The sequence below is a fragment of the Bradyrhizobium sp. HKCCYLRH2047 genome (genome assembly GCF_051168175.1).
Classification (GTDB): domain Bacteria; phylum Pseudomonadota; class Alphaproteobacteria; order Rhizobiales; family Xanthobacteraceae; genus Bradyrhizobium.
In genome coordinates this window covers 479,414-500,842 of record NZ_JBNPUM010000003.1, presented here as the reverse complement: position 1 = coordinate 500,842, position 21,429 = coordinate 479,414, and the positions used below count along the sequence as shown (strand labels likewise).

Here is a 21,429-nt window from a genome sequence, read left to right as displayed (position 1 = left end):
TATGCGAACCTAGGCGCGGCGGGTGATGTATACGCGGCCTCCGGTAGCTCCCCTGCCGGAGGCCGTGTTCGTTTTAGTTGTCACACCCGAGCTGATGGACGCCAGCTCAAAGCGTTCCAGCGCCACCTCGGCTCACACGAACGCGGCCTCGACCACGCCGAGGCCGTCCAGCTCCATCCGTACCCGGTCGCCCGCGCCCAGCCAGATCGTCTTGACCAGGCTGCCGGTCAGGACGAGCTGCCCGGCCTCGAGCCCGTCACCACCCGCGGCGAGATGATTAGCAAGCCAGGCCAGCGCATGGACCGGATGTCCCAGCACATCCGCGCCTGTGCCCTCGCCGACCAGGGTGCCGTTGACGATGGCACGGCCCTGCACAGCGGCCAGGTCCGCCACGGCAGCGCGTGGGAGCGCCGGGCCGAGGACACAGCCGGCAGCAAAGAAATCGTCGGCGACCAGCGTCGGCGCTCCCAGCGTCTGCCATTGCACATAACGGTCGTCGACGATCTCGATCGCCGCATGACAGTCGCCGATCGCCTCGATGACCCGATCCATGGTGAACGGCGCGTCCAACGGCGGCAGGTCGTGCTCGAGTCGCACGGCGATCTCGCATTCGACGCCCACGCGGACGAAGTCGGCCGTGCGCAGTTCGACACCTGTCTGGTGAATACCGGACGCGAACACTCCGCCGGAACAGGGATGCGGAATGCCAAGATAGTCCTGCATCACCTTGCTGGTGCAGCCGATCTTGTAGCCGGCGAAGTCACCGGCCTGCTCGGCGAGCAGCCAATGGACTTCGCGCTGGATCTCATAGCCGGCCGCTTCATCCTTCGGCTGAAGCTGAGGCGGCAGAGCCCCCAGGGGCGCCCGCTGCTTGCGGGCATCCACGATCAGTCGCGCAGCGGCAAGGATCTCGTCTGCTCCCATGGCCCTTCAACTCCCCTGGCCCGCGGCCCGAACCGGCATCGCAGGATCTATGGTGAACGGATTGTTTATAAACGAGTTTTGGACTCCCATCTCAGCTTCATCAACAATTTGAGACGGCGCGGCCGCGGCGCAAGCGGCTCGTTCAACCGATTTCACGTTTCACGATACCGAGTTCGAGCAGACTTTCCGCAGTGGCGACGATCGCGTCCTCGTTGGAGCGTGGACTCCAGCCGAGCAGACGCCGCGCCTTGTCGGCGCTCGCCTCGCAATAGCGCCCAAGCAACGGCTGCACGGCGCGTAGCTGCGGCACCACCACGCCGAGCAGGCGCGCCAGCCAGTCAGGCAGCTCATGCCGTGGCACCCGTCGCCCGCCGACGCCCATCCGCGCGCGCAGGACCTGCGCGATTTCCAGCAGCGAGACGCTCCGGCCCGCCATCGCCAGGAAGCGCTCGCCCTTGGCGGCCGGGTCTGTCATCGCCCGCAGATGCAGGTCGGCGACATCGCGCACGTCGACGAGGCCAAAGCTGATGCGAGGCACGGCGGGGGCCTGGCCGGCCAGCAGCGCCTGCACCATCGCGATGGAGGTCGAGAAATCCGGGCCCAGGACAGGGCCGAGCACGGCGACCGGATTGATCGTTGCAAGCTCCAGCGCGCCGCCCTCGCGGGCGATGAACTCCCAGGCCGCGCGCTCGGCGAGGGTCTTGGACTTCGGATAGGGTTGAATGCCCGGACCATCGAGCCGGCTCCAGTCGGTCTCGTCGAACGGCCGGCGCCGCCCCTCGTGGCCGTAGCCGATCGCGGCGAAGGATGAGGTCACCACCACGCGCCTGACACCGGCATCGCGCGCCGCCCGCAGCACCCGCAAGGTACCCTCGCGGGCCGGCACGATGAGCTCATCCTCATCCTTGGGCACGGCGGCCGGCAGTGGCGAGGCGACGTGCAGAACATAGTTGCACCCATCGACCGCCGCCGCCCAGCCCTCGTCCGAGGTGAGATCTGCGGCATGAAACGACAGCGGCCCGGTGTCGGTCGCCCCGCCGCGCCGGAGCATTGTCAAAACCTCGCTTTGCCGATCGGGACTGCGCAAGGTCGCGCGGACACGGTGACCCGCGGCCAGCAGCTGCAGGATCGCATGCGCCCCGATGAAGCCGGAGCCGCCGGTAACCAGAACCTCGCTCATCAGAATTGCGTTCTCCGGGCGGGACTCCTGGGCGCAAGGATGGCAGTGCGCGATGGCAAGGCCATGTCGGGACCCGCTGCGCTTCGCGCGCCGGCGCTCAGCTCGCTTCCGTTGCGGCCACCGAACTCTCGCCAGGCGTCCTGAGCCAGGGCAGCTCGAACTGGCAGGTCAGCCCGCTCTCGGCAAACGTCCGCTGCAGATGCCTGACGGTGCGGGTCAGCAGCCGGCTGCCGAAGCCGACCACCGGCGGCTCTGTTGCCGGCGGGCCGCCGCTCTCCTGCCAACGGACATGCAGCGCGTCCTGCGCCAGCGACCAGCTGACATCGACGTGACCGTTGGGCGTGGTAAGCGCGCCGTATTTGCTGGCGTTGCAGGCCATCTCGTGGATGACGAGCGCCAGCTGCGTCGTCAGCTCGACCGGGACCAGGACGGCGGGGCCGCTGGTCGCGAGCTGATCCGGTGTGCCGGCGAACGGCACGACCTGGCTCCTGATGAGCGCGGCGAGATCGGCGCCCTGCCAGTCGTTCTCGGCGAGGCTGGTGTGCACCGTCGCCAGCGCATGCAGGCGCGAGGTGAAATCGCGGACCTTGGCGTCGTGGCGCGGCAGCAGCTGATGCGCCAGCGACTGCACCACGGCGAGGCTGTTCTTGACGCGATGGGCGAGCTCATGCACCAGCAGCTCGCGCTTGCGGTCGGCTTCCTTCGCGGCCGTGACGTCGATGTTCACGCCGATCATGTACGGATCGCCGCCGCCCTCGCCGCCCAGCATGCGGGCGCGCGCCTCGATCCACCGGATCGAGCCGTCGGGCAGCGGCACCCGCCATTCCGAATCGAGCTCCCCGGTAATCAGCGCCTGCTTGTTGTCCCGGTCGGCACGCGCCTGATCCTCGGGATGCACCAGCGCCAGCCAGGCGTCATAGGTCCCGGGGAACGTGCCCGGCGCAAGCCCATAGAGCTCTTCGATCTCATCGGACCAGTGGCTGGCGCCGGATCTGCCGTCCCAGGTAAAGGTGCCAAGCCGTCCGTATTTCGCGGCGAGCTTGAGCTGCCCGGCCGTGCGCGACGCATCGTCCCTGGCCTGGGCGAGCATCCCGAAATTCTCCTGGATGACGCGTGCACTCTCCGCCTGCGCCCTTTCGGCCGCAGCCAGTCGGGCGTTGAGCGCCCGGACCTCCGGGGGATCGGCGGGCGCGGCCTCGCCGGGGATGGCGCTCTTGACGGCGATGCTTTCGAGCGGCCGGGCGATGCTTCGGCCGATGCCGGCCGCCAGCAGCAGCGCCAAGGCACAGATCGTCGTCGCCACGATGGTCGCGGTCTGGACCGTCGAGGAGATCGCCTGGGCGAAGGCCGCCTGCTTGATGCCGACCCCGACCGTCCAGTCGCTCAGTTGGGGACGCGCATTGGCGTTGATGACCCGATCGCCCTCGATCGACGGAAACTCCGCAATCCCCTCGGTCTTGGCAGTCGCCCGCCAGCCGGCCGACGCCGGCTGCCCGGTCGTGGTCGCGTTCTTCGGGATGCGCGAAACGTAGCGGCCCTGGCCGTCCATGATGCCGACCAGCCAGTCGGCCGGCAGCTGCTGCTGGGCCAGCAGCCGGGTGTAGCTCGCGGCCGGCATGGCAATCGAAAGGCAGCGGAACGGCTTGCCGTCCTTGAAGACGGGGACATCGACGGTCGCCACCCACGCGCCGGAGTTGGGGCCGGTAAAGATGTCCGAGATCGACGGCCGCCCCGACTGAAACGCCCGCTCCTGCGAGCGCCGGCCCTCGGGAGTGCGCTCGCCGAGCGGCTTGCCCGGCGTTGCGATGGTGTTGAGCAGCAGCCGGCCGCTGGCGTCGGACACGATGATCCAGCCTTCGCCGCTGACCGCACCGACACGGCGCGCCTCTGCCTCGAAGCTGCTGAGATCGGCAGCGCTGAGATCAGGCGACTTCGCCAGCACCTCCGCGAGCGCGATGTAGCGCCGCAGTTCGGCGTCGACGGCACCGGAGATCGTTTGCGCGGCATAGGACAGGCCGCGCCGGATCGAGGCGTCGGCAGATTGCGCCATCGACACGATGACATAGGCGATCAGCCCGACGCAGGGCAGGAACAGAATGCCGGCCAGCAGAAGGAGGCGTCCCTTGATGCTCAGGGCGCCGTAGGAACGCTGCATCGTTGCCAGCGCGCCTCTGGCTATGTTCGGCTCGCCCATGATTCCCCGCGGCGTTCCGAGATGGAACCGCAGATAATTCAGCAGACGCCGAAAAGTTCCGGATGTTTGGAGAACAAAGGCGCTTGCGTTCGCTCCCGCACATCCTGTGCGGACCGCACGAACGCGTCTCGGCCGTCAACACTGCGGCCGCACCCGGCAAGCGGCCGCAATCCCTGCTCGTTCAGGTCAGCGTCGCGATCTACTCGTCGCGATAGACCTTTTCACGCTTCTCGTGGCGTTCCTGCGCCTCCACCGACAGCGTCGCGATGGGACGGGCCTCGAGCCGCTTCAGCGAAATCGGCTCGCCGGTCTCCTCGCAATAGCCGTAGGTGTTGTCCTCGATACGCTGGAGCGCCGCGTCGATCTTGGAGATCAGCTTGCGCTGGCGGTCACGGGCGCGAAGCTCGATCGCCCGGTCGGTCTCCGACGACGCGCGGTCGGCGAGGTCCGGATGGTTCACGTTCTCCTCCTGCAGAGCCTGCAGGGTGAGCTTCGATTCGCGCAGGATCTCCTCCTTCCATGCCAGCAGCTTGGCGCGGAAATAGTCGCGCTGGCGTTCGTTCATGAAAGGCTCTTTTTCGGAAGGTTTGTAGTTCTTCAACTTTTCCAAGGTCAGCCCATCTGTACGTGCTGGCGCCGGTTTCGGCACCGGCGGACGGAATACGCCCGTTCGCGGCCGCGTTATATAGCGGCCTCATGTGACAGACAATATTTCCATCGGCACGGGCGCCCCGCCGTTCGGGCCGTTGCACAGGCAAATTTGGCCCCGGCCGGCGGGACGCCGTGGATGGCCTCAGTAACCGACCGTGAAACGGGCCCGCCGGTGCGCCGGACGCTCGATTTCGTCGGCCATCGCGACCGCGAAGTCCTCGAAGGTGATGAAACTCTTGCCGTCGGCATCGACCAGCAGCTGGTCCGTTCCGAGCCGGAACTTGCCGGTCCGGGCGCCAAAATCGATCATTGCCGAGGGCGACAGGAAGGTCCAGTCGAGCTCCTTTTCCTGGCGCAGACGGTCGAGGAACGCGGCGCCCTTCACCGCTTCGGCCTTGTAGGCGGCCGGAAAGCCGGGCGTCGTCACCAGCCGCACACCCGGCGCGACCTCGAGCGAGCCGGCACCACCGACCACGAGGTAACGCGATACGCCGGAGTCCTTGGCGGCTCCGATCAGGGTCTCGACATCGCTGACCAGGAAATGGATCGCGCTGATCGCGACATCATGGCCGGCCCACAGTTTCGCCAGCGCGGCGCGGTCGTTGGCATCGCCCTGCACCGCCGTGACGTTGGCGCGCTTCTCGATCTTGTCCGGGTTGCGGGCGATGCCGGTGACCTGGTGGCCGCGGCTGGCCAGCTCGGCGGTGATACGGGATCCGGCACGGCCGGACGCGCCGGCGACGGCGATCTTCATGGGGCAGCTCCTATGTTCGAGATCACGAGGTCGGATCCGAGACTGGACGCAGCCACCTCGGTATCCGATAGTGACTAGATAGCCGAACGAATGCTGGTGTTAAGAGCGCACTTTAAGATCACCTGGTCACGCCGGAGTAACCGATGAGAGCCGCGAACGTCTACGCCGCCGACTGCCCGACCCGCCAGATCCTGGATCGCGTCGGCGACAAATGGGCCGTGCTGATCCTGATCCTGCTGCGCAACGAACCGTTGCGCTTCAATCAGTTGCGGCGGACGATCGAAGGCATTTCGCAGAAGATGCTGTCCCAGGTTCTGAAGAGCCTGGAGCGCGACGGCCTGGTGCGGCGGCGCGCGATCGCGACCGTTCCGGTCACGGTCGAATATTCGATCACGCCGCTCGGGCTGACGCTCGCCGCTGCGGTCGATCCGCTGCGCGACTGGGCCGAGCGCCATCTCAAGGAGGTCACCGCGGCTCAGCGCCGCTACGACGCGCAGCAGCCGTCGAAGGCGGCTTGAGCGCGCGCGATGCGTCTCAGCCCCGCCCGGCCTTGGCGAGCTCGACCTCGACGCGCAGCTCGATCTCGGAGAGGATCGCATCCAGTCCCGGGTCGCCCGAGGTCTGCTTCAGGTCGGCCGCGGCATCGCGCAGCCGCAGCGCCATCGCGGTGTCGAGCCTGCCGGACAGCAGCGACAGCTTGAGATCATCGAGCACGTCGAGCGCGCGCTTGCCGCGCTGGACCGAGCGCTTGCGGCGCTCCGCCGGCTCCTCCTCGATGCCCTGCAGCGCCAGCAGCGCATCGATGTTCGCAGTCTGCTTCGGCGCGAGCGTCGCGCGCGTGTCCTGCGTGGTGCCGGCATCAGGCAGCCTGAAGCCGCCGGACGAGGTCTTCCGCGTCGCGCTCGTCGACGAGCCCAGCGTCGTGCCTTTCGGTCCGTAGATGCGCATCGATGGCTCCCGCAAGCTTCCGCCTCTCGACGGGGAGATTGGCTCCGTCGTGGTTAACGGTGCGTAAACGGCCCGGCAAATTCTGCCGGGGCGGCAGCTTCGTTCCCCCGGCGCGCCCCGGGATCGCAACAAGGCTCGCGATTGATTTCACACTCTTTCAAGGAGTTAGCCCGGAGCATCGCCCTGGCACGGCGCTCGCATAGTTGAACGTCGATCATGCGGTCATGGGAGTGGCCGAGTGATCACTTGAAGAGTTCGAGGGGAGCATAGGATGCGACGCGTCCGAACTACGCGCCTGTTTCAGGTCGCCTGCGCCGCCGTGCTGGCGCTGGCATCTACCGTCATGTCTGCGAATGCGACCTCGCGGATCAAGGATCTCGCCAATATCGAAGGCGTGCGCCAGAACCAGCTGATCGGCTACGGCCTCGTGGTCGGCCTCAACGGCACCGGCGATACGCTGAACAACATCCCGTTCACCAAGCAGTCGCTGCAGGCGATGCTCGAGCGCATGGGTGTCAACATCCGCGGCGCCACCATCCGCACCGGCAACGTCGCCGCAGTCATGGTCACCGGAAACCTGCCGCCATTCGCCACGCAAGGCACGCGCATGGACGTGACGGTCTCCGCGCTCGGCGACGCCAAGAACCTGCAGGGCGGCACCCTGCTCGTCACCCCGCTGCTCGGCGCCGACGGCAACGTCTATGCGGTGGCGCAGGGCTCGCTCGCGATCTCCGGCTTCCAGGCCGAGGGCGAGGCCGCCAAGATCGTGCGCGGCGTGCCGACCGTCGGCCGCATCGCCAACGGCGCCATCATCGAGCGTGAGATCGAGTTTGCGCTGAACCGGCTGCCGAACGTACGGCTTGCCCTGCGCAACGCCGACTTCACCACCGCCAAGCGCATCGCCGCCGCGATCAACGATTTCCTCGGCGTCAAGACCGCCGAGCCGATCGACCCGTCGACGGTGCAACTGAGCGTCCCGGCGGAGTTCAAGGGCAACGTCGTCGCCTTCCTGACCGAGATCGAGCAGTTGCAGGTCGATCCTGACCTTGCCGCCAAGATCGTCATCGACGAGCGCTCCGGCATCATCGTGATGGGCCGCGACGTGCGCGTGGCGACCGTCGCGGTGGCGCAGGGCAACCTCACCGTCACGATCTCCGAAAGTCCGCAGGTCAGCCAGCCCAACCCGCTGTCCCGCGGCCGCACCGTGGTCACGCCGCGCACCAGCGTCGGCGTCACCGAGGAAGGCAAGAAGTTCGCGGTCGTCAAGGACGGGGTTTCCTTGCAGCAACTGGTCGACGGCCTCAACGGCCTCGGCATCGGTCCCCGCGACCTGATCAGCATCCTGCAGGCCATCAAGGCGGCCGGCGCGATCGAAGCCGACATCGAGGTGATGTGATGGCGACGTCCTTCATCGACTCCTATCATGGCCGCGTCGCTCTGAGCCTGCCGACGGCTGCGGCCGTCACCGCGCCGCGCACCGATCTCGATCTCGCCGAGGCACTGACCAAGGTCTCGCCCAAGGCACAGGCCAAGGCCAAGGCGACGGCAACCGACTTCGAAGCGATGTTCCTCAACAGCATGTTCTCGCAGATGACCAGCGGCGTGAAGGGCGACGGTCCGTTCGGCGATACGCCGGGCACCGGCGTCTGGCGCTCGATGCTCACAGAGCAATATTCCAAGAACTTCGCCAAGGCCGGAGGCGTCGGCATCTCCAACGACGTCTTCCGGACTCTCATCCTGCAACAGGCCGCGAGCAGCAGCTCCGGCGCCCACGGCAAAGCGTAGATGTTCGCGTGACAAGCGCGTGGGCGGCAAACGCTCACGCCAGAGGGAGTTATGAAATGACCGCACAGGGCCAGGCGAAGAAGACGACCTACACCGCCGCCACCAGCGCCGCAGAGGCACGCGCGCTCGCCGACGAGATGGTGAGCGTCATGAGCGAGCTCATCGCGGTCATCGAGCAGGAGACCGAACTGGTCCGCGCCGGCAAGCTGCGCGAAGGCATGGCGTTCGGCCCGAGGAAGACCGAGCTGTCCCGTCACTACGTCACGGCCGTCGGTCGTCTGAAGGCGAGCCAGAATTTCATGAAGCAGACCGCGCCGGAGCTGCTCGCCACCCTGCACCGTCACCACGACACCTTCCGCGCCATGCTGCAGGTGAACCTGACCGTGCTGGCCACTGCGCACGCGATCTCGGAAAAGATCGTGCGCGGCGTCAATGCCGAGGTTCAGCGCAAGAACATCCCCAGCACCTATACCGCCGGCGGCCGCCGCGCCGCCCCGGGGGCGCGGCATCTCACCCCGCTCGCCGTCAGCCGGACGCTCTGAGCCTCACCGCCAGACCCCCATCTGCATCGCAGCGCCGCGCCGCCTCACGGGCCGCGCGGCCATCGCCGCTTAACGCTCGGATAAGCTTAAAAGGCCCGGGCGAATCACAACGCGCCGTTCATCCTATTTCCTAACATAACGTTGATTGGTCATCGGCATAGTTGCAAGCGGGATGGGTTGGGAATTGACTCGATGGCCATGAGGAGGCTGCCATGAGTTCCGATTTCAGCGTAAGACCGGTAGGGACGCCAGCGTCCGTTCCGATAATTCCACCGTCGAGCCAGGCGGTGGTGAGCGCTGTTCCAACGGACCTTCCTCCCAGCCAGACCGTGACCGCGGCCGAGCCCGGCGCGCCCGTGCGCAACGACATCCCGGTCAACATCGCGAACGATCTTTCGGTGTCGCGCCAGGCCTATTACGATCGCGCCGCTGCCGCTCTGGTATTCCAGGTGGTCAACCGCAAGACCGACCAGGTCGTGACCCAATATCCAGATGAGGCCGTGCTGCGCCGCCGGGCCTACTTCAACACGCTCGATCTGCAGAAGGATCTGCAGAAGGCGGACGTGCCGCGCGTCGTGGCGACCGATCGCACAGCCTGAGCCCCCGCGGGATCGGGCCGCTTCATTCCGCCGCCCCGCCGCCTGCACGCCGCCCCACCGGGCGGCGTTGCCGTATCGAGCGGCGCAAGCTTTGGCGGATCAACTGCTCCGTATCGCGTAGGCGGTGTCGAGATAGGTCTGGCCCGAGGCGGCGTCGGTGACCACGTTCTTGATCTGGGCCTTGCCGTTGCCGGTCAGCGTGAACTTCGTATCGCCGATCCTGAACGCATTGTGCTTGATCAGCACGTCCTGATACTTGTTCACGCCGTCGCGCTGGTAGCGAACCTAGGCGTGAAAGCCCTCGACGTTGGCGATCGAGACCGTGAACGACGTCCCGTTGGCATATCTTCCGCGCCAGCCGCCCTGATGGAGCGTCTGATCGACGGCCACGTATCTGCTGTTGCTTCGCGCCGTATTGAACAGGTTCGACTTGTCGGACGCAGAGGGGATGCTGCGATGACGGTCGCGATGGCGCGCCTCCCGCCCCTGCCCCCTGTGGTCAGCTCCGCCCGGACAATCCCGCGGCGATGTGGCAGTTGATGTCGATCAGCGACTTGAGCTTCGCCGGATCCGGGTCCATCTGCATCTCGATCGTCTGCTTCATCACGAACACGCCGATGTTTGCGATGTTCTGGCGGATGTCGAGCGGATTCGGATTGTCGTCCGCCTCCATCGCGCTCATGAAGATTGTCCACAGGCGACGATTGAAGAGCAGAGCCTTGTACATGTTGCGATCGGGGCCATTCCAATTGGCCTGGACTTCCTGCAGCTGCCGTGCCGCCTTCAACAGAGCCTGGGCTTCGATCTCCCGTGGTGATGCCGTCGTCTGCGACGTGCGGGCATAGGCTTGAGCGGCATATGACATCAACTACTCCGGACTGACGCAGGGACACGACCAAACTGCTCAGGTTTTGTACTTTGTGTGCCTTTAAAATATGGTTAGCGGCCGTTAGCGGAATTTGTTTCGTAGCGTCACGGAGCACCGCAAATCGCTTTGTTTGGTGCACCTCTTAATTTCTTGCGAATGCGCTGATTCAAAATGTCCGGACGAAGATCGTACGTTGTTCATCGAACCCGGCGGCGCGAACTACACGAACAACGGCGTTCTCGCAGAGCGAGACCACCGCTCCCCGACATCGAACGGAGACCAGTGCCGGCACGCTCGGCATGGCCAAACGCAGAAGCGGCGGGCAAGGCCCGCCGCTTCGATGAGATATTATTCCAGCGCGTTCGCGCTCAGCGCAGGAGCTGCAGCACGCTCGCCTGCGACTGATTGGCCAGCGCGAGCGCGGAGACCGCGATCGACTGGCGGGTCGACAGCGCCTGGCTGTTGGCCGCCTCTTCGTTGGTGTCGGCCAAGGTCAGGTTCGACGAGCCGGTCTGCAGCACGTTGATCAGGTTCTTGTTGAAGTCCTGACGGACCTGCACGATCGACAGGTTCGAGCCGAGCGATGACGCCTCGGAGCGGATCGCCGTCGATGCGCTGTTCAACGTCGACAGCACCTTGTTGGCCGAGTTGCTGTCGAGGAAGTCGGTTCCGACGACCAGCGCCGACAGCCCGAGACCGGTGCTGTTGAAGGTCACGCCGGTGATGTTCAGCGTGGACCGTCCGGTCTCGTTGAATACCAGCTTGAGCGTATCGCCGTTCAGCAGGTTGATGCCGTTGAACGAGGCGTCCTGCGCCGTGGTGTCGATCTGCGCGAGCACGTTGTTGTACTGGGCGATCAATCCGGCGCGTGTGGTCTGCGAGTTGGTGTCGGCCACCGGCGTGGATGCCGTCACACCGTTGAAGGCCTGGCTTGCCGCCGTGGAGGAGCCGGCCACCGCGCCGATCGTCGAGGACGCCGATTCGTTGGTGGTCAGGATCGTGAGCTGGCCGTTCGTGCTGAGGCTTGCCTGCAGATTGTTGGCCGCGAGCGCAGTATTGAGCTGCGCCAGAGTCGATATCTGCGAGGCGCCGGTGCCGAACGTTATGTTGGTTGCGACACCGCCTCCTGTCGAAGCTATGGTCAGTGTCTGTCCTGACAATGCTGGCGGATTGCGTGTCGTGGTTGCGGCCGTCAATCCGAGCTTGGCCAGGGCCGTGCCCGAGACTGTCAGATCCTGCGCCGTGCCTGTCGCGAGAGTTATCTGGCCTCCCGTCACCGAGGATGGCGTAGCGGTTGCGCCGGTGACCGAGTCGATCGCGGCGAGGAGGTTGCTGACGGTGTCGCCGACGCCGATATTGGTGCCGGCCGAGACCGAACCGGCCACGAAGGTGAACACCACGCCGTTGACCACGAGCGTGTCGCCGGTCGTGACGCTGCTCGCCAGGTCGTTCGAGGTGGAGCTCGCCGTGCCGGACAGCCTGGTGGAGCCAGTGATCGCGACCGCCGTGCTGGTGTTGTCGTTGTTGACCGCGGAGCCGGTCACGAACTTGTTCGAGGAGCTGCCGAGCAGGTTGTTGGCCGTCGCCCCCGGAATGACCGCGGAGGTCACGCTCGACTTTGTCGTGTAGCCCGTGGGAGCCTGGAGCACCTGGCTTGCGATCGACTTGGCGCTGTCGACCAGCTTCTGCAGCGAGGTGAGACCGGTATTCGCAGCCTGGAGAACCTGGACACCGTTACCGATGCTGTCGAGCAGGTTCGCAATGTCGCTCGCGCGGTTGTTGAGCGATTGCGCGGTGAAGAATTCGGTGGGGTTATCGAGCGCCGTGTTGACCTTGTTGCCGGTGGCCAGGTTGTTTTGAGTCGTGGCCAGCAGCGATGCGGTGTTTTGCAGCGCCAGCAGGTTTTGGCGAACCGAAGCCGAGAGAACGATACCGGACATGTGTGTGAAACCTTCCTAGTTATTCACCAGGAGGTTCTAGTCCACCCACTTTTAAAACATGGTTAATGGCGCTTTAAATTTCTTGCTTAACGACTGGTTGCGATCCCTCAGCTCCACTCGCGTCCGGTTCCAGACCAGTATTGATACGGGCCGGACGGCCAAACCAGGCGAAAAAAAGCGGCGGGGTTTCCCCCGCCGCCTTGGTCGTCGAGATGCGATGCGTGCGGATCAGCGCAGCAGCTGCAGCACGCTCGCCTGCGACTGGTTGGCGAGCGACAGCGCGGACACCGCGATCGACTGGCGGGTCGACAGCGCCTGGCTGTTGGCCGCTTCCTCGTTGGTGTCGGCCAGCGTCAGGTTCGACGAGCCGGTCTGCAGCACGTTGATCAGGTTCTTGTTGAAGTCCTGACGGATCTGCACCACCGACAGGTTCGAACCCAGCGTCGACGCTTCCGACCGCAGCGTCGAGCTCGCCGAGTTCAGCAGGGTGATCACCTTGTTCGCCGAGTTGTTGTCGAGGAAGTCGGTGCCCGAGGTGAGGTTCGACAAGCCGAGACCGCCGGTGTTGAAGGTCACGCCGGTGATCGAGAGCGTCGACTTGCCGTTCTCGTTGAAGGTCAGCTTCAGCGTGTCGCCGTTGAGCAGGTTGACACCGTTGAACGAGGCGTCGGCCGCGGTCGTGTTGATCTGCGCCAGCACGTTGTTGTACTGCGAGACCAGGCTCGCGCGCTGCGTCTGCGCGGTCGCATCCGCCACCGGAGCCGCCGCCGTCAGGCCGTTGAAGGACTGGCTGGAGGCCGCCGCCGTACCACCGATCGCACCGATCGTGGCCGACGCCGCGTCGTTGGTCGTGGTGATCGAGATCTTGCCGGTGGTATCGATCGAGGCCTGCAGGTTGTTGGCCGCGAGCTTGGCGTTGAGATCGTTCAGCGACTTGACCTGCCCTGTCCCGAGACCGAACGTGACACTCGTCGCCGTGCCTCCCCCTGTCGCACCGATCGTCAAGGTCTGACCCGACAGACCGTCGCCGACAGCAGTCAGCCCGAGCTTGCCCAAGGTGCCGGTGCTGCCCGAGAGCGTCAGTCCGGACGCCGGCGGCGTCAGGGTGATCGCACCCGCGGTGATCGACGCGGTCACGCCGGTCTGGGTCTGGATCGCCGACAGCAGGTTGCTAACGCTGTCGCCGATGCCGATGTTGGTGCCGGTCGAGGACGTGCCGGTGACGAAGGTGAAGGTGGTGCCGTTGACGACCAGCGTCTCACCCGACGTGATGCCGGTGGAGAGGTCGTTCGACGAGCTGCCCGACGTACCCGACAGCTTGGTCGAGCCGGTGATCGCCGCCGGAGTCGTGTTGTCGTTCTGGACGACCGAACCGGTCACAGCGGTCGAGCTGGAGCCGAGCAGGTCGGTCGCGGTCGCACCGGTCAGAGCCGCCGAGGTCACGCTGGACTTGGTCGAGTAGCCCACGGAGCTCTGCAGCACCTGGTTGGCGATCGACTTGGCGCTGTCGACGAGCTTCTGCAGCGAGGTGATGCCGGTGTTGGCGGCCTGCAGCACCTGCACGCCGTTGCCGATGCCGTCGAGCAGATTGGAGATGTCGGAAGCGCGGTTGTCGAGACCCTGGGCGGTGAAGAAGTTGGTCGGATTGTCGAGCGCCGAGTTGACCTTCTTGCCCGTGGAGAGGTTGTTCTGGGTGGTGGCGAGGAGCTGAGCCGTCGACTGAAGCGAGAGCAGATTCTGACGCACCGACGCCGAGAGAACAATACCTGACATTTTCATACCCTTCTGGTGTGAAACAAACTGCCCGATCCATTCAGGATCGAGGCGAAGCCCGCGGGTGACTGCACCACCGGGCGACGTGCGTTAAGGTAAATGCGAGCGGCTAACAAACAGTGAAGTGACGACCGCTCGCGTTGCCCGACGCGCCGCACCGGCACGGCCGCGCCGAGGTGATTCGCCGCGGATCACATTGAAAACACCGCATATTCGCCGGGCACGCGCGGCCATTTACCGTCCGTTAACCATGATCGGAAAGGATTGCTGCGCGCCGACCGATCGAGCGCGCAGACTTCCCGCGCGATTGAGACTGGCAGCTGGACCGGTCATCGGCCTCGACGCGGCAGGTTCGGCGCCACGCCGATTGCGGCAACGGAGAATGAGAATGGCCCTGAAAGTCGAACTGAAGCCGCATGAGCGCATCATCATCGGCTCCTGCGTGATCACCAATACCGATCAGCGCGCGCGCCTCCTGATCGACGGCGAGAACATTCCGATCCTGCGCGAGAAGGACATCCTGACGCCGGAGACGGCCGACACGCCGGCCAAGCTCGTCTATCTTGCGGTCCAGCTGATGTACATCTCCCCGGGCGCAGATGCGGATCACGGCACCTATTTCAACCTGCTGCGCGACATCATCACGACGGTGCCGAGCGCCTGGCCGATCATCGAGGCGATCAACGGCCATATCCTGAACGGCGATCTCTATCAGGCCCTGAAGGAAGCCAAGAAGCTCGTCGCCTACGAGAAGAAGCTGATCGAGCAGGCTGAAGCCGAACAGCAGGACAAGCCGGTGAGCTCGGCGGCCTGAGCTTTCGCGTCCTCACATCGGAAGGCCCGGCTCGCCAGTCGCGAGGCCGGGCCTTCCGATTTTTTGCGCGCCCGCCAGGCTCCGCCGCCAGCAACGTCGGACCTTCCATGTCGTCCGATGAAAAAGCGGCGGGGTTTCCCCCGCCGCCTTGGTTTTCGAGAGATGACGATGCCTGCGGATCAGCGCAGCAGCTGCAGCACGCTCGCCTGCGACTGGTTGGCGAGCGACAGCGCGGACACCGCGATCGACTGGCGGGTCGACAGCGCCTGGCTGTTGGCCGCTTCCTCGTTGGTGTCGGCCAGCGTCAGGTTCGACGAGCCGGTCTGCAGCACGTTGATCAGGTTCTTGTTGAAGTCCTGACGAACCTGCACGACCGACAGGTTCGAACCCAGCGTCGAGGCCTCGTTGCGCAGCGTGGAGCTCGCCGTGGTGAGCACGCCGATCACCTTGTTCGCCGAGTTGTTGTCGAGGAAGTCGGTGCCCGAGGTCAACGTCGAGAGGCCGAGGCCCGCGGAGTTGAAGGTCACGCCGGTGATCGACAGCGTCGACTTGCCGTTCTCGTTGAAGGTCAGCTTCAGCGTGTCGCCGTTGAGCAGGTTGACACCGTTGAACGACGCATCGCTCGCGGTCGTGTTGATCTGCGCCAGCACGTTGTTGTACTGGGAAACCAGGCTCGCGCGCTGCGTCTGCGCGGTCACATCCGCCACCGGAGCCGCCGCCGTCAGACCGTTGAAGGACTGGCTGGAAGCCGCCGCCGTACCGCCGATCGCGCCGATCGTGGCCGACGCCGCGTCGTTGGTCGTGGTGAGGGTGATCTTGCCGGTCGACGAATCGATCGAGGCCTGCAGGTTATTGGCTGCGAGCTTGGCGTTGAGATCGTTCAGCGACTTGACCTGCCCTGTCCCCAGGCCGAACGTGATGCTGGTCGCCGTGCCACCTCCTGTGGCGCCGACCGTCAAGGTCTGACCCGACAAGCCGTCGCCGACGGCAGTCAGCCCGAGCTTGGCCAAGGTGCCGCTGCTGCCCGAGAGCGTCAATCCCGCCGCCGGCGGCGTCAGGGTGATCGCACCCGCGGTGATCGACGCCGTCACGCCGGTCTGGGTCTGGATCGCCGACAGCAGGTTGCTGACGCTGTCGCCGATGCCGATGTTGGTGCCCGTCGAGGACGTGCCGGTGATGAAGGTGAAGGTGGTGCCGTTGACGACCAGCGTCTCACCCGACGTGATGCCGGTGGAGAGGTCGTTCGACGAGGTGCCCGACGTACCCGACAGCTTGGTCGAGCCGGTGATCGCCGCCGGAGTCGTATTGTCGTTCTGGACGACCGAACCGGTCACAGCGGTCGAGCTGGAGCCGAGCAGGTCGGTGGCGGTCGCACCGGTCAGGGCCGCCGAGGTCACGCTCGACTTGGTGGAGTAGCCCACCGCGCTCTGCAGAACCTGGTTGGCGATCGACTTGGCACTGTCGACGAGCTTCTGCAGCGAGGTGATGCCGGTGTTGGCGGCCTGCAGCACCTGCACGCCGTTGCCGATGCCGTCGAGCAGATTGGAGATGTCGGAAGCGCGGTTGTCGAGACCCTGGGCGGTGAAGAAGTTGGTCGGATTGTCGAGCGCCGAGTTGACCTTCTTGCCCGTGGAGAGATTGTTCTGGGTGGTGGCGAGGAGCTGAGCTGTCGACTGAAGCGATAGCAGATTCTGGCGTACCGACGCCGAGAGGACGATACCTGACATTTTCATACCCTTCTGGTGTGAAATAAGCCCCGATCCCTTCGAGATCAGGGTGAAGCCCAGGTCGACTTGAGCGACCCGGACGACGGGCGTCACGGTGAATGGCAGTGGCTAACAAACGCTGAAGGGTTGCGGGGCGCAGCCGCCTCAATCAGCAGAACAGGCGCATCGGCGCGGCTCATTGCCGCGTCATCACGCAAGAACGCCCCTTGAAAAGGCTCATTGATTCAACAAACGCACCCGTCATTCACAACGTGTCAACCACCTTTGGAAAGGTTTCGACACGCGCGGCTACATTCCGTCGGCGGTCGTCATCGACCAGCGGACGACGCCTAGATGCGGTTTGCGATCAGAGCGCCAGCGGCGGAGCTTCGATCTCGATCAACGGCGTGAGACCGGCCGCGCGCTGGCGGCCGAACATGAGGACCGCCGCAATCAGCCGGTCGATGTCGCTCGTCCCGGTGCGATGATTGACGATCGCGGCACGGATCGCCAGCCGTCCGTCGAGCATCGTGGTCGACGGTGCGGCGAGGCCGGATTCGTGGATGTCGGCGACGATCTCGCCGTTGAGCGCATCGGCATCGTCTGCGCGATAGCGGAAGCAGACGATGTTGAGATTGACCGGCGCCAGCAGCTCGAGCTCGGGCTCGGCGCGCACCCGCGACTCCAGATGGCGCGCGAGCTCGCAGCTTCGCGCGATCACGGCACCGAGCGCGTCCGTGCCGAACGTTCTCAGCGTGAACCAGGTCTTCAGCGCCCGGAAGCCGCGCGACAGATCAGGACCGAGATCACAGGGCCATTCGGCGCCCGCCGCGAGACCGCGGGTTTCCCGGCGCAGATAGGCGGCCGGCGAGGCGAAGGCGTCACGATGCTTGGTGCCATCGCGCACCAGCAGGAAGCCCGCATCGTAGGGCACCTGCCCCCATTTGTGAAAATCCAGCGCAATCGAATCCGCCAGCTCGATGCCGGCGAGCTTCGGTGCGAGCTCCGCTGACAGCATCGCGAGCGCACCGAAGGCGCCGTCGACGTGAAACCAGAGCCCCTCGGCACGGCAGAGTTCGGCAACAGCCGCGAGGTCGTCGATGGCGCCGATATCGACGGTGCCAGCGGAGGCGACGACGAGAAACGGATGCAGGCCCGCGGCGCGATCGCGCGCGATCGCGGTCCGCAGCTCGCCGACGTCGACGCGATGTGCGGCATCCACCGCGATGCAGCCGAGCGCGTCGCTGCCCAGTCCGCAGATGTCCATCGCCTTGGCGATGCAGCCATGCGCCGCCTTCGACGTGTAGGCGCGCAAGCGCCGCCCCTCCTCACCGAGACCCGCCGAGCGAACCGACGCGCCGAGCGCGGCGCGGCGCGCCACCAGCACCGCCATCAGGTTCGCCATCGAGGTGCCGGTGACGAAGATGCCGCTGGCGCATACCGGAAAGCCGAACAACTGGCGCGTCCAGTCGACGACCTGCCGCTCGATCTCGATCGGCGCATGGTCGCGGCCGCCGAGATTGGCGTTCAGTCCGGCAGCCAGCATCTCGGCAAGCATGCCGACCACGGTGCCACCGCCGTGCACCCAGCCCATGAATCCGGGATGCACGTTGCCGGTCGCGTAGGGAACGACGAGCTCGCTGAAATCGCGATAGACCTCGGCGAGATCGGTCGGCGCATGCGGCAGCGCGCTGCGGAAGCTCTGCCGTGTCGCCGGCGACATCGGCTGCCACACCGGCCGGTCGCGGATATCGGCGACATAGTCGATCATGTCGTCGAGCATGCGATGACCGAGCGCGCGCATCTGGTCCCAATGTTGCGGATCGAGCGTCTCCGCCGTCCGCGACGCGGGATCGATGCGCAGCCCGGCGGTCACGCCGCCTGCTCCGCCCGAGACGCGGCGCGCTTCTCGATCATGGCCGCGAAGGCCGCGAAGATCTTCTGCATCTGCGGCGGCTTGTAGGGGAAGATCTCCGGCGAATCCATGTTGTGGACGACGGCCGTATTGTCGGCCTCGAACACCAGCAGCGCGCCGTCCCTGGTCTCGGCGCAATCGATGATGAAATAGTCGAGGCCGACGCGCGCGGCGATCGCATCGAGCACACTGCGATGACGGCGGCCGAAGCCGATGTCGAAGGTCTGCATGAAGGTCGCCTCTTCGAGGCGCTTGCTCTCGCTGCCGGCCATGTTGGCGTTGAGGTACCAGATGTCCCAGCGCCGCGCGATCGCCATGTGGCAGGCGTAGGCCGTGCCGTCGACGAACACGATGCGGTACTTGCGGAACTGGCCGTCCTCGCTGGCATAGTCGACGAAGCGCGAGACGAAGAACTCCTGCTCGTCGCGCTCGTCGAGATAGAGCGACAGCTCGAGCGGCTCGTCGATCTTCTCGAGGCCGACGCCGGCATGCGAGCCGCGCGGCCGCACGATGACCGGGAAGGCGAGCGAGTGGTCGACGTCGGTGATCCATTCGCGCTCGTCGGCGATCTCGATCAGGCGCTCGCGGTCGACGGGGATGGTCGCCGGAATGGTGAGTCCGTCGATGCAGGCCAGCAGCGCATGCAGCTTGTCGCGGTCGAGATGCCAGATCCGCTCCGGCGGATTGAGCAGCGGACGCGGCCAGCGCGCCGCGACGGCATCGATCTCGCGCAGCGCGTGCTGGCAATCCTCGGAATCGGAGGCGATGACGATGGCGACGTCATGGGCCGGCAGCGGTGCCAGCAGGTTCGCGCCTGGAACGACGTAGAGCAGCAGCAGCTCGAAGTCGGTATCCTCGAGCAGGAACTCGATCGGCGTGTTGCTGCCCATGTCGGTGGCCGCAGCGAGCGCGAGCACGCGCAGGCGCGGCGTCTCGCTCTTGCAGCGCACGCGATAGAGCTGCTGCGACTGCAGCACGTCGTGCTGGATTGCAAGCCCGGACGATTTCTCGCCGATGAGCTGCGCGATCAGCGCCAGGTCGAGCCCCTCGCCCGGCTCCGCGCGGCCGTCGAGCAGCTTGGCGAGCAAGGCGGCCCACATCGGTTTCAGGTCCTGGCCGTCGAAGGCGGCCTTGGCGAGCTTGGCCATGCCGACCCGGTCGGCACATCCTGCGCCGGTGGCGTCGGCCAGCGCGAGCAAATCAGTCGGCATTGCAGATGTCCCTGAGATCCTGGCTGCTCAGATCCGATACGAGCAGCTCTGTTTTGGCAACGATGTCGGCGACGCGGTCGATGTCGGATTCGAGATTGACCCGGGCGGCGGTGACGTCGTCACACCATGCGTCCGTCACCTGGCGCGCCCCGATGCACAGCCGCAGCGCGGCCGTCGGCGCCTCGCCCGCGCGTTCGATCCGCACCGGCTGGCCGATCAGGCACTGGCGCGCGGCAACCTCGGCTGCTCGCCCGGTGAAGCGGCTGCGGAGATCGCGCTGGAGCGCGCGATACACCGCCTGCGTCTCACCGAGGCCGAGCAGGCCGCCGTCACGCTGGAGCGCGAACGGGAAGATGGTGGGAAAGCCGAACTCGTCGTCGCTCCCATCCAGCGCAGGCGCGCGGGCGGCGATCGGACGCAGCGCCGGCGACAGCATCAGCAGGCTTTCGATGGACTCGCCGAGCTGCCGGATCGCCATCCGGCGGAACGGCTCGGGCACGGCGTGATATGCGGCGATCTCCGCCAACGCGGCTTCCCAGCGCAGCCATTGGCCGATATTGGCGCGCGGCGCCGTGCGCGCGCGCAGATCCGTCCAGGCGAGCGGCCAATCGCTGCGATTGACGTAGTCGAACAGGCCGGGGGCGATCGGATGTCCGCAGCGCGGCGCAGCCGATGCGGCCGCGGGCACCAGCAGCGCGCCGCTGAAGGCGGGGCCGCCGAAAAATTTCGCGCCGGTGACGAGCACCAGATGGCCGCGTTCGAGATGGTCGCGCAGCCGCGCCGCGCCGAGCCGCATCTGGCAGGCATCGACGACGACCTGCACGCGCCCCGGCCAGCGCCGCGCCACCTCGTCGAGGCAGCCCATGTCCGGCGCGCGCCAGCCGAGCTTGGAGGACTCCATGACCTGCAGCAGGACGCTACGGCCCTTCCGCGCCAGCGCCTCGACGATGTCGAGCACCTCGGCATCGATATCGCCGCGCGGCTGCATCGATGCGCCGTCGAGCAGCGGCAGCGACACGGCGTCGCCCGAGAGCCCCTCGATCGGCGTGTTCGTCCGCACCGCCAGGCCGTTCGCCGTCCGCGTGCTGAAATGGTGTCCCCGGGCGCTCGCGGCAGTGCCGCTTCCGGTCTGGTCGCTGCCGACGACGATGCTCGTGACGCTCTCGCCGAGCATCGCCCGCACCAGCGCCAGCGCATGCAGTTGCGAGTCGGTGCCGGACGGCGAGAACACGATGTCGATGTCGTCGGCAAGGCCGAGATGTCCGCGCAGTTCGCAGCGCATCTCCTCGGTGCGCCGGTCGAGCGCGGCGTCGAGGCCGAGCGAGATCGTCGCATGCATCAGTTGCTCGCGCGCCAGCTCGACGCGCGCATAGGCGCGTTCCGAAATCGGCGACGCCGTGCTCGATGCGAAGCACAGCACATCGGGTTCGGGCGACGGCCCGCAGCCATAGACGTTGCGGCCCCAGGGGCGATCGAGCGCCAGGCGGGCGTCGCCGCCATCGATCAGGAGATCGCCGAGCAGGGCAAAGAGATCACGCAGTCCGGCCGCGACGCCCTGCTCGCGCCGGTCGATGCGGGATGGCTGGGAGATCTGCGACCGGGTTGCCGCCGGGGTCATGGTACGG

General features: G+C 66.1%; 20 protein-coding genes. 6 read left to right on the top strand and 14 right to left on the bottom strand.

Features of this window, described 5'->3' with window-relative positions; genetic code table 11:
• Positions 1-132 precede the first annotated feature (132 nt).
• The 5 genes from ACQR1D_RS09555 to ACQR1D_RS09535 form a co-directional block, all read right to left on the bottom strand.
• Complete coding sequence (locus tag ACQR1D_RS09555) at positions 133-924, bottom strand: 2-keto-4-pentenoate hydratase (protein WP_316218147.1); 792 nt, start codon at positions 922-924, stop codon at positions 133-135.
• 142 nt (positions 925-1,066) lie between these two features.
• Positions 1,067-2,104: an SDR family oxidoreductase gene (locus ACQR1D_RS09550; RefSeq protein ID WP_434837865.1), complete on the bottom strand. Its 1,038-nt coding sequence runs from the start codon at positions 2,102-2,104 to the stop codon at positions 1,067-1,069.
• 97 nt (positions 2,105-2,201) lie between these two features.
• Positions 2,202-4,259: a sensor histidine kinase gene (locus tag ACQR1D_RS09545; RefSeq protein WP_434837864.1), complete on the bottom strand. Its 2,058-nt coding sequence runs from the start codon at positions 4,257-4,259 to the stop codon at positions 2,202-2,204.
• A 238-nt stretch (positions 4,260-4,497) separates the two neighbouring features.
• On the bottom strand, positions 4,498-4,863 hold the full coding sequence (gene dksA / locus ACQR1D_RS09540) for an RNA polymerase-binding protein DksA (RefSeq protein WP_170323279.1): 366 nt from the start codon (positions 4,861-4,863) through the stop codon (positions 4,498-4,500).
• Between the two features lie 228 nt (positions 4,864-5,091).
• Complete coding sequence (locus tag ACQR1D_RS09535) at positions 5,092-5,703, bottom strand: NAD(P)-dependent oxidoreductase (protein WP_434837863.1); 612 nt, start codon at positions 5,701-5,703, stop codon at positions 5,092-5,094.
• Positions 5,704-5,846: 143 nt separating this feature from the next.
• Here ACQR1D_RS09535 and ACQR1D_RS09530 point away from each other — a divergent pair, with 143 nt between their 5' ends.
• Entirely contained in the window at positions 5,847-6,221 is a 375-nt protein-coding gene (locus tag ACQR1D_RS09530) for a winged helix-turn-helix transcriptional regulator (RefSeq protein ID WP_315804303.1), read from the top strand.
• Between the two features lie 16 nt (positions 6,222-6,237).
• Here the strand turns inward: ACQR1D_RS09530 and ACQR1D_RS09525 are convergent, their stop codons facing one another.
• Positions 6,238-6,651, bottom strand: a complete 414-nt coding sequence (locus tag ACQR1D_RS09525; protein ID WP_316180422.1) for a flagellar assembly protein FliX — start codon at positions 6,649-6,651, stop codon at positions 6,238-6,240.
• 271 nt (positions 6,652-6,922) lie between these two features.
• On the opposite strand from ACQR1D_RS09525, the gene ACQR1D_RS09520 reads away from it, so the two are divergent.
• From ACQR1D_RS09520 to ACQR1D_RS09505, 4 genes are all read left to right on the top strand, one after another.
• Positions 6,923-8,047, top strand: a complete 1,125-nt coding sequence (locus tag ACQR1D_RS09520; RefSeq protein ID WP_315738786.1) for a flagellar basal body P-ring protein FlgI — start codon at positions 6,923-6,925, stop codon at positions 8,045-8,047.
• Positions 8,047-8,436: a flagellar assembly peptidoglycan hydrolase FlgJ gene (gene flgJ, locus ACQR1D_RS09515; RefSeq protein ID WP_434837862.1), complete on the top strand. Its 390-nt coding sequence runs from the start codon at positions 8,047-8,049 to the stop codon at positions 8,434-8,436. Before ACQR1D_RS09520 ends, flgJ begins: the two co-directional genes overlap by 1 nt.
• A 56-nt stretch (positions 8,437-8,492) precedes the next feature.
• Complete coding sequence (locus ACQR1D_RS09510; protein WP_316180418.1) at positions 8,493-8,978, top strand: hypothetical protein; 486 nt, start codon at positions 8,493-8,495, stop codon at positions 8,976-8,978.
• Positions 8,979-9,190: 212 nt separating this feature from the next.
• Complete coding sequence (locus ACQR1D_RS09505; RefSeq protein WP_316180416.1) at positions 9,191-9,577, top strand: hypothetical protein; 387 nt, start codon at positions 9,191-9,193, stop codon at positions 9,575-9,577.
• A 99-nt stretch (positions 9,578-9,676) separates the two neighbouring features.
• Here ACQR1D_RS09505 and ACQR1D_RS09500 read toward each other — a convergent pair whose 3' ends face one another.
• The 4 genes from ACQR1D_RS09500 to ACQR1D_RS09485 all read right to left on the bottom strand — a co-directional run bounded on the left by ACQR1D_RS09500 (position 9,677) and on the right by ACQR1D_RS09485 (position 14,158).
• Positions 9,677-9,841, bottom strand: coding sequence for a hypothetical protein (locus ACQR1D_RS09500; RefSeq protein WP_434837861.1), 165 nt, complete (start codon positions 9,839-9,841; stop codon positions 9,677-9,679).
• A 235-nt stretch (positions 9,842-10,076) separates the two neighbouring features.
• The gene (gene flaF, locus ACQR1D_RS09495) at positions 10,077-10,442 is read right to left on the bottom strand and encodes a flagellar biosynthesis regulator FlaF (protein WP_315715999.1); all 366 of its coding nucleotides are present in this window, start codon (positions 10,440-10,442) and stop codon (positions 10,077-10,079) included.
• Positions 10,443-10,813: 371 nt separating this feature from the next.
• Complete coding sequence (locus tag ACQR1D_RS09490; protein ID WP_315804310.1) at positions 10,814-12,385, bottom strand: flagellin; 1,572 nt, start codon at positions 12,383-12,385, stop codon at positions 10,814-10,816.
• A gap of 228 nt (positions 12,386-12,613) precedes the next feature.
• Positions 12,614-14,158, bottom strand: a complete 1,545-nt coding sequence (locus tag ACQR1D_RS09485) for a flagellin (RefSeq protein WP_434837860.1) — start codon at positions 14,156-14,158, stop codon at positions 12,614-12,616.
• A 388-nt stretch (positions 14,159-14,546) separates the two neighbouring features.
• Between ACQR1D_RS09485 and flbT the strand changes: the two genes are divergently transcribed.
• Positions 14,547-14,972, top strand: coding sequence for a flagellar biosynthesis repressor FlbT (gene flbT, locus ACQR1D_RS09480; RefSeq protein ID WP_315715996.1), 426 nt, complete (start codon positions 14,547-14,549; stop codon positions 14,970-14,972).
• 179 nt (positions 14,973-15,151) lie between these two features.
• Here the strand turns inward: flbT and ACQR1D_RS09475 are convergent, their stop codons facing one another.
• From ACQR1D_RS09475 to ACQR1D_RS09460, 4 genes are all read right to left on the bottom strand, one after another.
• Positions 15,152-16,699 (bottom strand): flagellin, encoded by a 1,548-nt coding sequence (locus ACQR1D_RS09475; RefSeq protein ID WP_434881035.1) that lies wholly within the window; start codon positions 16,697-16,699, stop codon positions 15,152-15,154.
• A gap of 346 nt (positions 16,700-17,045) precedes the next feature.
• A complete protein-coding gene (locus tag ACQR1D_RS09470) occupies positions 17,046-18,482 on the bottom strand; it encodes a pyridoxal phosphate-dependent decarboxylase family protein (RefSeq protein ID WP_434837940.1) in 1,437 nt (478 codons plus the stop codon).
• A gap of 68 nt (positions 18,483-18,550) precedes the next feature.
• Positions 18,551-19,741, bottom strand: coding sequence for an ATP-grasp domain-containing protein (locus ACQR1D_RS09465; RefSeq protein ID WP_434893862.1), 1,191 nt, complete (start codon positions 19,739-19,741; stop codon positions 18,551-18,553).
• A gap of 52 nt (positions 19,742-19,793) precedes the next feature.
• A complete protein-coding gene (locus ACQR1D_RS09460; RefSeq protein WP_434893827.1) occupies positions 19,794-21,422 on the bottom strand; it encodes a hypothetical protein in 1,629 nt (542 codons plus the stop codon).
• Positions 21,423-21,429: the final 7 nt, after the last annotated feature.